The organism is Pseudofrankia saprophytica (genome assembly GCF_000235425.2).
GTDB lineage: Bacteria > Actinomycetota > Actinomycetes > Frankiales > Frankiaceae > Pseudofrankia > Pseudofrankia saprophytica.
Genome location: NZ_KI912266.1, coordinates 4402039 through 4411150 on the forward strand (window position 1 = coordinate 4402039; position 9112 = coordinate 4411150).

A 9112-nucleotide genomic window follows, 5' to 3' on the forward strand; every position below is an offset into this window, starting at 1 on the left:
TCTCGTTAACGGGGAAACGTAGACGTCTCTCGACCGGATAGCAAGGGTTCCGGAACGCGGACGTCCGAATACCCGAGAGGCCTCTTGATGTTCGTCTGTCGGGCCTTGCGGGCCCGGATCGCACCCCTCCGGATGGACGGGTGGTCCCCCGGCGAACGAGGGTCAGACCCCCTCGCCCGGCCGCTGCACCGACTCCGTCTCGGGTGCTGAAACCCCTGCTGTGCAGGCACTTCGGCGCGGCGACCGCGCACGGCCGAGGCGTCGGTGCGCGGGGTGGTACCCGGAGCGCGGGCCGGCCGCGGGGGATGTTCGGCGGGCGAGCGCCGCCGTGTTTCGTGCTCGGTGCGCGCGGTCACCGGCCCGGCGGAGGCCGCCCGCCGCATCGAAGTGTGCGTAGTACCACAGCGGTCCGAGCCCCCTTGAAATCACCCCCCATTCCGGATAATGGCATCCGGTGCCGTACTGCGGGCCAGGCCCGCTAGCAGGCTCGTTTCGGGGACGTGTCCGGAGCCGGTCGCCGAGGCGGCCAGAGTACGGACGAGGCAGGGCGAGGCGGCCGCCGGACGGTGTCCAGCCGCTGTCCGGGCGTCGGTGGGCGGCGCGGTTCGCCGGTGGCGTGCGGCTCGCCGTGACCGGCGTCGAGCCGGCCGGCGGGCCGGTCGGTCAGCCGGGCTCGGCCGGCGCGACGGTGGGCAGGCCGGCGGCGGCCCAGGCGTGGTAGCCGCCGACGACGTCGGTGGCGCGGTGCAGGCCCAGCTCCCGCAGCGAGGCCGCGGCCAGGCTCGAGGTGTAGCCCTCCGAGCAGATCACGATCACGCGCAGGTCGTCTCCGGTGGCGACGGGCAGCCGGGCGTCGCTCGTCGGGTCGAGCCGCCATTCGAGCACGTTGCGCTCGATGACGAGGGCGGCGGGGATCTCGCCCTCGGCGGCGCGCTGCGCGGCGGGACGGATGTCGACGAGCAGCGCCCCGTCGGCGACGGCCGCCGCGGCGGCGGGCGGGTCGAGCCGGCGCAGCTGCGCGCGGGCGCGGGCCAGCATGGCGTCGACCCGGCTGCCGTGGCCGGTGCCGTGGCCGGCCGCGGCGGCGGTCACGGGGCCACCGCCGCCGCGGCGACGGCCGCCACGGCCGGCTGGAGCAGGGCGGAGGTCGGGATCCGGGTGGAGCCGGCGGGCTCGTAGCGCAGCGGAAGCTCCGGTGGGGAGTAGGCGTGCACGGTGGTGGCCGCGACGTCGCCGCGGTTGACGATCTGGTGGACGTGGTCGGCGCCGAACCTGACGACCTGGCCGCGGGTGTAGCGGTGGGTCTCGCGCCGGTGCCAGGACTCCCGGCGCAGGTCGTGGATGTCCTCCTCGACGGCGCCGTCGGCAACCGCGAGCGCGCCCAGCGCACCGCCGTGGTCGTGCACGGCGGTGTGCTGGCCGGGTGCCCACCCGATCAGCCACACCTCGACGGCGCCGGTCAGCAGCAGCCGGGTGTACCAGCGCCGCTGAGGGTCGTGGCGCACGATCGGCCGCCACAGCCAGCTCGCGGCGGCGAGGCGCCCGGCGAGGTCACCCAGCGCGGCGTGGCCGAGCGGCGTGTCGTCGTCGCGCAGCACGGCGGCGCCGAGGCCCGCCGGCAGGAGACCGGCCGGTAGCAGGTCCGCGGACGGATCGCCGGGCGCCGTCCAGTCCCGTCGTGGTCGGGCGGTGGCCGGCGCGGGCCCGGTCTGCCAGGGATGGTCGGTCTCGCGGGTCGCGGACGCCGTCGTCAGGCCGAGGATCGCGGGATGGACGAGTGGCACGTGAGACTCCAGCGGGTGCGGCGCGCGCGACGCGCGCGTGGGTCAGGAGAGTCGGGTGGGCGGCGGGAACGGCTGGCGGCGAGCCACCTGGGCCGGCGCCGGGAGCGACGCGCCGGCGGCGTCGGCGCGTCCGGGCCCTGGCGGGCACTCCCGGTTGTCAGCTATTTCCGATCGGGAAGATGGGAAATGGCGCGCGGCGTGCCGCTGGAAGATCGCGAGGCGTGCGCTCCCGTCCGGGCCGGGTCCGGTCGCACCGCGGCGGCGATGCTCCGATGGCTCTCACCGGCGCTCGCGGCACGGGCTGAGGCGAGGCCGAAGGCCGGCAGGGCGCGGGGGCGCGCGGTGCGTGAGCCGTTCACCCGGCTGCCGGCGGCGGACGGCCGGGTCGTCGGTGCGCGGCTCGCCCCTCCAGGCGGACGCCGTCGGCTGTCCGGAAGCCGACCGGAGGTCAGCGGGCGGGGACGGCCGCCTCGGTACACATGCCGCTCGCCAGCCGACCCAGATCGGTGACGCGGTCGCTGTGCAGCAGGAGGACGACTGCCATGCGCCGATGGTATCCGCCCCGGCCGCCCGCCGTCGCCGATCTGGACCGCGCCCCGCAAGATAGTCAACGATGCTGACGACCCTGCTCCGCGCTGACGACCCTGTTGCGCCGTCCGGACCGGCGGAACCGGGCAGATCACTGTCGTGCCGGCTGTTCGTCACCTTTCCGCCACGCTTTGCCCCTTTCGGGTAGGTCAGAAGTGGCATCGCGGCCCTAGGGAACGCGTTGGTAGCGGTCTGTCGTGGTGGGCGGGACTTTCGACCCGGGCGGGCGTCGTATTGTGCAGCTCGGGGCGGCTGATCGTCGTCACCGCGAAAGCGGTTCGCCGGCACGGGCGCGGGCCGGCGAGGCGGTAGGAGGTGCTGGCGGTGACCAGTGAGGCCGGCCATGCGCGGGTTCCACCGTCGGCGTCGTCCGCCGCGACGCGGCCGCTCGGCGCGGCGCGGTCGTCGCTGCCCACCCAGGACAGGCCTGAGGCCGCGGCGCGCGACGCCGCGTCGCCCCCCGGCCCGGCCGTCCCCGCCACCTCGCCGGGCGTCGGTGAGGCCGCCGCCCCGCCGCCGCGGACCGGCCAGGCGGTCCACGCCGAGCCGGGCGCCCCGCTCGAGGAGCGGATAGAGCGGATGCTGTCCCGGCTCGGCGACCGGGTCGACGACGCGCTCGCCGGGCAGGGGCGGATGCGGGGCCTGGTCGACGTGGTCGTCGCCGCCGCCCAGGAGCCGAGCCTGCCGGCGACGCTGCGCCGCGCCGTCGAGGCCGCCTGCCGGCTCGCCGACGCCGAGTACGGCGCGATCGGCGTCCTCGGGGCTGACGGGCGGATCACCGACCTCGTGCAGGCGGGCGTCGAGTCGCAGGACGCGGCCAGCATCGGCTGCCTGCCGGCCGGGCACGAGCTGCTCGGCAAGGCGCTGCGGGAGACCTGGACGCTGCGGGTCGACGATGTCGCCCGCAGGCCCGAGGCGATGGGGCTCGCGACGGACGATCCGGCGTTCGACACGTTCCTGGGCGTGCAGATCGCCGTGCGCGGGGTCGCGTTCGGCGGTTTCTTCCTCGGTGGCAAGCGCGGCGGCGGCTCGTTCACGCGGGCGGACGAGGAGCTGGTGACGGCGCTGGCGGCGGCGGTCGGGATCGCGGTCGAGAACGCCCGGCTGCGCGACGAGGCCCGCCGCCAGCAGGCCTGGCACACGGCCAGCGGTGAGATCTCCGCGGCGCTGGTGTCGGTCGACGAGCCGTGGGCCGCGCTCGACCTGGTCGCCCGCCGCGCCCGCCAGGTCACCTCGGCGTGTCTGGCGGCGATCGTGCTGCCGGACGCCAGGACCGGGTTCGTGGTGACGAACGCCGACGGGCCGGGGGCGCAGGCGCTGCGCGGCCGGTCGCTGCCGATGGACCGCAGCCAGCTGGTCGAGGCGATGCGGGCCGGTCACGCCCAGGTCGTGTGCGCCGACGACCTTGGTGACCTGCTCGGGGACGCGGCCGACGGGCTCGCGCTGTCGTGCGTGATGGTGGTACCGATGGCCGCGGCGGGCCGGCCGGTCGGCGGCCTGCTGCTCGGCGTCCAGGCGTCGGCGGGCGCGGCCCCCGGGGTGTCGGCCTCGGTGGGTGCGCCGCTGGGCCGGGTGGGCGGCGTCGCGCCGTTCAGCGCGCTGGACCTGGAGATGGCGACCGCCTTCGCCGGGCAGGCGGCGCTCACCCTGGAGCTGACCCGGCTGCAGCGTGACCGGGAGCGCCTGGCCGTCTTCGAGGACCGCGACCGCATCGCCCGCGACCTGCACGACGTCGTCATCCAGCGGCTGTTCGCCACCGGCCTGTCGCTGCAGGGGCTAGCGCGCTCGGTGCCGCCGCCGGTCGCCGCCCGGGTCGCCGGCGCGGTCGCCGAGCTCGACCAGACCATCTCGGAGCTGCGGCACACGATCTTCTCGCTGACCTCGCCGACCCCGGACGGCGCCCACCTGCGGGCCGAGATCGACCGGATCGTCGGCCAGGCCGAGCACTCGCTCGGGCTGCGCCCGGCGGTGCGGGTCGAGGGGCCGGTCGAGCGGGTGCCGGTCGTGATCCATCCGCATCTGCTCGCGGCGTTGCGCGAGGCGCTGTCGAACATCGCCCGGCACTCGCGGGCGACCCGGGTGCGGGTGCTGGTCCGGGCCGGCGACGACCTCGTGGTGGTCGAGGTCCAGGACGACGGCGTCGGGCCTGGCGGCGCGACCGTCACCAGCGGCCTGGCGAACCTGCGCCGCCGGGCCATGGACCTGGGCGGTCACCTGGACTTCGGCCCTGGTCTGGGTGGTGTCGGGACCCGGGTCCGCTGGCAGGTCCCCACGCTGGGCCGGGAGTCACCGCCCGACTGGGCCGCCGCCCCCACCCCGCCGAGCCTTCCCCGCCCGTAGCGCCCGCGCGGGACGGCCGGCCTGTGTCCCGAGTGCCCTACGTTCCCAGCTTGGTGGCGAAGACGGCGGCCTGGGTGCGGCTCTCGAGGCCGAGCTTGGACAGCATGCTCGAGACGTAGTTCTTGACCGTCTTCTCCGCGAGGTACATGCGGTTGGCGATCTGACGGTTGGTGAGTCCCTCGGCGATGAGGGCGAGAATGCGCCGTTCCTGGTCGGTGAGGCCCGCGAGGCGTTCGTCCTCGGCCGGGCCCTGCCGCAGCCGGTAGAGGACCCGGGGGGTGACCTCGGGGTCGAGCAGCGACTGGCCGGCGGCGACGCGGCGGACGGCGTCGACGAGCGCCGCGCCGCGGATCTGCTTGAGCACGTACCCGGCGGCGCCGGCCATGATCGCGGTGAACAGGGCGTCCTCGTCGTCGAACGACGTCAGGATCAGGCAGGCGATGGTGGAGTCGTTGGAGCGGACCTGGCGGCAGACCTCGATGCCGCTGCCGTCCTGCAGCCGGGCGTCGAGGACGGCGACGTCCGGACGAAGCGCCATGATCTGCTCAAGGGCCTCGTCGGCGCGGCCGGCCTCGCCGACGATCTCGATGTCCGGCTCCTCGGACAGCAGGTCCCGCAGGCCGCGCCGGACGACCTCATGGTCGTCGAGCAGGAAAATACGGATCGTGCGGCCGGGAGGCGGTGCGGGCTCGCCGGTGGCCACCGCCGGTGCCCCGGTCAGACCCGCGGGAAAGTCCGCGGCTTTGCTCCGGGCACTCGCCGATGCGGGAATGTCCGCTGATACCTCTGACACCGTTGACCCCGCCAGACCCGCTGTCGTTGAAGACTCTCTGTGTCACGCGCTGTGTCACGTGATGCAGCGAGAGTATAACGCGGGAGTTCACTGACCTGGACCGACCGGGCCGCCAGCAGGGATGCCTACTGGCACGCAAGGGCCCGTGAGGTCAGGTAATTCGTCCCGGGTGATTATTCGACGGCACTGTGCGACGTCCTCGCCGATTCGCTGGCTCTTGGCCTCCCGTCGCATACCGGCAGTGGAGAACCGCCGCTCGCGCACCGCGATGCCAGGGTTGGTGCATGTCCTATGTGTATCTTCTGGGCGACCTGCCGGCGAGCCTGGCCGGCACCCGTTACCCCCGGTCGGCCGCGGCCGCCTCGGTGGCGGGCGGGCCGCCCGGCTCCTCGACGGTCTCCCCGGCCGGCGCCAGTCCCGCCGCGGTGCTCGGCGGGCCGGCGGACGGCGTCACCGCGCTGCCCGGCAGGGCCCGGCGGGCGCTCAGCACCGCCAGGCCGATCATCACGCCCGCGCCGGCGACGACGGCGAACCCGGCTCTCGGGCCGTGCCGGTCGATGAGGGCGCCGGCCAGGGGCGCCCCGGCGGAGATGCCGGCCACCAGCGCGACCTGCAGCCAGGCGAAGCCCTCGGTCCGCGCCTCCGGCGGCATGAGCCGCTCCATCAGCGCGTTGGCGCTGATCAGCGTCGGCGAGGCGGTGGCGCCGGCGAGCACCAGCAACGGCAGCAGCACCGCCGGGTTCGGCGCGGCGAGCGGCAGCCACATCGCCACCGACATCAGCGCGGCGGCGACCAGGAAGCGCCGGGTCGGGCCACTCGCGCTCGCCCGGGCCCCGTACAGCAGCGAGCTCAGGCCCGAGCCGAACGCGAACAGCGCGAGGGTGAAACCGGACAGGGCACCGAGCCCGGCCGCCCGGCCGTACGCGACCGAGGAGAGGTCGACCCCGCCGAAGGACACCCCGACGGAGAAGGTGACGAGGAGCAGCGCCCGCACCGCGGGGTCGCGGAACACCCGCGGCCTGGGCAGGCCGGCCGCGCTCGGCCGTGGCCCGGGATCGCTGCCGCGCTGCGCGGCCAGCGCCAGCGTCCCGACCGTCACCAGCACGCCGGAGACGGCAAGCCCCGACGCCGGCGTCACCCCGGTCACCAGCCAGGTGACGAGCACCGGCCCACAGATGAAGATCACCTCGTCGAGCGCGGCCTCCAGCGCGAACGCGGTCCCCAGCAACCGCGAGCCGCCCAGCCGGTGGCTCCAGCGGGTCCGCACGCAGGCGCCCAGCGGCGGGAACAGGCCGCCGGTCAGCGCCCCGGCGACGTACCAGAGCGGGCGGGGCGCGCCGAGGCCGACGCTGAGGAGCAGACCGACCAGGCCCACCAGATGGCCGGCCAGGCACCACAGCAGCACCCGGGCCTGGCCGAACCGGTCGAGCGCGCGCCCGAGCCGGGCGGCGAGCACCGCCTCGCCGATCGTGCCGGCGGCGACGACCGTGCCGCCGACGCCGTAGGAGCCGGTCACATGCTGGACGTAGAGGACGATCCCGATCCCGACCATGGAGATCGGCAGCCGGCCGACGAACGCGGCGGGCACGAAGCGGGCGGCGCCCGGGGTCGCGAACGCCTGCCGGTAGACACTGGCCAACAGAGGACTCCCGAGCCGCCAACACCGCCAACAGCTGCCGGCGACCGCCCGCGGCTGACCCCGCGGCGCACGCCCGGCTGCCGGGGCGCGGACCGACGGGCATGCGCCGCCCGTCGCGTGGTCCCCTGGCCGGTCCCACCCTGCCTGACCGGCGGCGCGGAAGCCATCGGATTACCGGCGAGCCCCCTCACACCGCGGCGGGCCGGACAGGGCCGGCCTGGGGGTCACCAGCCGGTGTCGCGAACCCAGCGGGCGCGCGGCGCGTGCCGGCGGGGGTGTGGCCCGGCGGCGCGCAGCCGGCGGACGAACGGCAGCACGGCCAGCGCGCCGAACACGAAGCCGACCACGTGCGCGCCGTAGGCGACCCCGCCGCCGGAGGAGACGCCGATTCCGGTGAAGTACAGGTACTGAAGTACGAACCAGAACCCGAGCACGATCCAGGCCGGTAGCCAGAACGGGATGAAGAACAGGACCGGTATCAGGCCGATCACCCGGGCCTGGGGGAACAGCACCAGGTAGGCGCCGAGCACGCCGGCGATAGCGCCGGAAGCGCCGATAAGCGTGTTCTGCGAGTCGGGTTGGGCGAGGGAGAAGCCGTAGGCGGCGACAAACCCGCAGGCCAGGTAGAAGAGCAGGTAGGTAAGCCTGCCCATCCGGTCCTCGATGTTGTTGCCGAACACCCCGAGGAACAGCATGTTGCCAAGCAGGTGCAGCCAGCTTCCGTGCAGGAACATCGACGTCAGCACGGACAGCACCGGGTTCTTGTGGAACGGCGGTGGGCTGGCGATCTGGCAGCCGGTGGTCCCGTCGGGCCGCAGCTGCAGGTCACCGGTGTCGGCCGCCGGCAGCTGCCTGCCGCCCAGCAGCTCCTTCGGGATGGCCCCCCACTCCTCGAAGAACCGGCGCTGCTCGCAGACGCTGGCGGCCTGCCCGTCCCGGTGCAGCCCCATCACCGCGGTGGCGACGGGGGTGAGCAGCACGAAGACCAGCACGTTGACCGCGATGAGCAGCCAGGTGATGACAGGCCGGCGGCTGAGCGGGTTGATGTCGTGGATGGGGATGACCACGCCCGACATCCTGCCGGGCGCCGTTCACCCCGGCGCCACGGGGGCGCGTCACAACGTCCCGACACGTCCCGCCGTCCGGTGCCGGGGATCGGCCCCGGTCCGGGAGGGACCTGGGCGCAGGGCGGCCGCGGCCGGTCAGCGCCTGGGCTCGCCGGTTCCATGGTGGTGGTCGTCACGGCGTGGGCGGGGAACGGGGGAGCGGTGAGCGGGCATTGTCCGTGAGGTGCGCGCCGCCAGCAATGTGCCGTCCCCGTCCCCGTCCGTGCTGACCGACGGGCGGGCGTCCGCCTGGCGGGCGGTCGGCGGTGGAGACCGGCGGGTGGCACTGGGCCGGGCGGCCGGGCTCGCCGTGGCGGCCTACGCGTTCGTGGTGACGATGGCGGGCACCACGCTGCCGACGCCGCTGTACCCCGCCTACCGGGCCGAGTTCGGCTTCTCGCAGCTGATGGTGACGGTCATCTTCGCCACCTACGCGATAGGGGTGATCGCGGCGCTGTTGCTGTTCGGCCGGCTGTCCGACCGGGTCGGGCGCCGCGCGGTGCTGCTGCCGGGCCTGGTGGCCTCGGCGGCGAGCGCGGTGGTGTTCCTGCTCGCGGGCGGGCTGCCGGAGCTGCTCGCCGGCCGGCTGCTGTCCGGCCTGTCCGCCGGGATCTTCACCGGCACCGCGACCGCCACCATCGTCGACCTCGCCGCGCCGGGGAGGGCCGGGCGCGCCGCGCTGGTCGCCACGGTCGCGAACATCGGTGGTCTGGGCTGCGGGCCGGTGGTGGCCGGCCTGGTCGCCCGGTTCGGTGAGCACCCGCTGCGGCTGACGTTCGTCGTCGACCTCGCGCTGCTCGTCCTGGCGGCGCTCGGGGTGCTGCTGCTGCCGGAGACGGTGACGCCGGCCGCGCGGGCGGCG

At 75.1% G+C, this 9112-nt stretch carries 7 protein-coding genes; 2 read left to right on the plus strand and 5 right to left on the minus strand.

The annotated features are described in order from the left end of the window. Positions 1-663: 663 nt before the first annotated feature. Together FRCN3DRAFT_RS0218380 and FRCN3DRAFT_RS45110 are read right to left on the minus strand one after the other, a co-directional pair. Positions 664-1038, minus strand: a complete 375-nt coding sequence (locus FRCN3DRAFT_RS0218380; protein WP_027140718.1) for a rhodanese-like domain-containing protein — start codon at positions 1036-1038, stop codon at positions 664-666. Between the two features lie 50 nt (positions 1039-1088). Beyond that, positions 1089-1784, minus strand: coding sequence for a cysteine dioxygenase (locus FRCN3DRAFT_RS45110; RefSeq protein WP_007520034.1), 696 nt, complete (start codon positions 1782-1784; stop codon positions 1089-1091). A 912-nt stretch (positions 1785-2696) separates the two neighbouring features. Here FRCN3DRAFT_RS45110 and FRCN3DRAFT_RS0218395 point away from each other — a divergent pair. Beyond that, on the plus strand, positions 2697-4712 hold the full coding sequence (locus tag FRCN3DRAFT_RS0218395; protein ID WP_027140719.1) for a GAF domain-containing sensor histidine kinase: 2016 nt from the start codon (positions 2697-2699) through the stop codon (positions 4710-4712). 37 nt (positions 4713-4749) lie between these two features. On the opposite strand, the gene FRCN3DRAFT_RS0218400 is transcribed toward FRCN3DRAFT_RS0218395, so the two are convergent. The 3 genes from FRCN3DRAFT_RS0218400 to FRCN3DRAFT_RS0218410 all read right to left on the minus strand — a co-directional run bounded on the left by FRCN3DRAFT_RS0218400 (position 4750) and on the right by FRCN3DRAFT_RS0218410 (position 8211). After that, on the minus strand, positions 4750-5415 hold the full coding sequence (locus tag FRCN3DRAFT_RS0218400) for a response regulator (protein WP_051466299.1): 666 nt from the start codon (positions 5413-5415) through the stop codon (positions 4750-4752). 427 nt (positions 5416-5842) lie between these two features. Continuing rightward, positions 5843-7144: an MFS transporter gene (locus FRCN3DRAFT_RS0218405; protein ID WP_007520347.1), complete on the minus strand. Its 1302-nt coding sequence runs from the start codon at positions 7142-7144 to the stop codon at positions 5843-5845. Positions 7145-7368: 224 nt separating this feature from the next. Then, positions 7369-8211, minus strand: a complete 843-nt coding sequence (locus FRCN3DRAFT_RS0218410; protein ID WP_007520346.1) for a rhomboid family intramembrane serine protease — start codon at positions 8209-8211, stop codon at positions 7369-7371. A 223-nt stretch (positions 8212-8434) separates the two neighbouring features. On the opposite strand from FRCN3DRAFT_RS0218410, the gene FRCN3DRAFT_RS45115 reads away from it, so the two are divergent. Beyond that, a partial coding sequence (locus FRCN3DRAFT_RS45115) for an MFS transporter (RefSeq protein ID WP_007520344.1) occupies positions 8435-9112 on the plus strand: 678 nt, incomplete at its 3' end.